This is a genomic window from Sulfitobacter dubius (assembly GCF_027214245.1).
Taxonomy (GTDB): Bacteria; Pseudomonadota; Alphaproteobacteria; order Rhodobacterales; family Rhodobacteraceae; genus Sulfitobacter; species Sulfitobacter dubius_A.
In genome coordinates this window covers 1-836 of sequence record NZ_JAPWHM010000031.1, presented here as the reverse complement: position 1 = coordinate 836, position 836 = coordinate 1, and the positions used below count along the sequence as shown (strand labels likewise).

General features: G+C 55.4%; 1 protein-coding gene. It reads right to left on the bottom strand.

Annotated elements, in window-relative coordinates:
- Positions 1-12: 12 nt before the first annotated feature.
- Positions 13-770 (bottom strand): IS5 family transposase gene (locus O4H31_RS19470; RefSeq protein WP_132446007.1). Its coding sequence is split into 2 segments (ribosomal slippage): positions 13-449 and positions 449-770, totalling 759 coding nucleotides; the frame shifts between segments, so codons are not numbered across the junction.
- Positions 771-836 lie beyond the last annotated feature (66 nt).

Here is an 836-nt window from a genome sequence, read left to right as displayed (position 1 = left end):
TAGGCTCAGGACTCATAGCCAGTAGATGACAGTGGCGGCGAGAGCGATGGCTGAGAGGAAGACCTTTGGGCATCGGTCGTAGCGAGTGGCAACGCGCCGCCAGTCCTTGAGTCTGCCGAACATGATCTCGATCCGATTGCGGCGTTTGTATCTGCGCTTGTCATACTTCACCGTCGCCTTCCGCTGTTTTCGTCCTGGGATGCAGGCGTGTATCCCCTTGTCTTTTAATGCTTCTCTGAACCAGTCGGCGTCGTAGCCGCGATCGCCGAGCAGCCAATCGACATCCGGAAGACTATCGCAAAGCGCTCGCGCACCTATGTAGTCGCTCACCTGTCCTGCCGTTACGAACAGGTTGAGTGGGCGCCCCCGGCTATCGCAGATTGCATGAAGTTTGGTGTTCATGCCGCCTTTGGTTCGTCCAATAAGACGTCCACGCCCCCCTTTTTGACGCCCAAACTGGACGCTGTGCGATGAGCCTTCAGGTAGGTAGCATCGATCATCACGGTATTCTTTTCGCTGTGCTCGGCAGCCAGTCCCACCATCATCTGTGCGAAAATGCCTTTGTCGCTCCAACGCTTCCAACGGTTATAGAGCGTCTTGTGGGGGCCATACTCCTTAGGCGCATCTCGCCATCGCAAACCATTGCGATTGATGAAAATAATCCCGCTTAAAACCCGCCGATCATCGACACGTGGTTTGCCATGGGATTTCGGAAAGTAGGGCTCCAGCCGCGCCATCTGCGCATCGTTCAGCCAGAAAAGATCAGACATATCACCGCTCCGTTTTCGGACGGTGAATCATGCGGCTCCACGATAATCAATGGGTCCTGAGCCTAG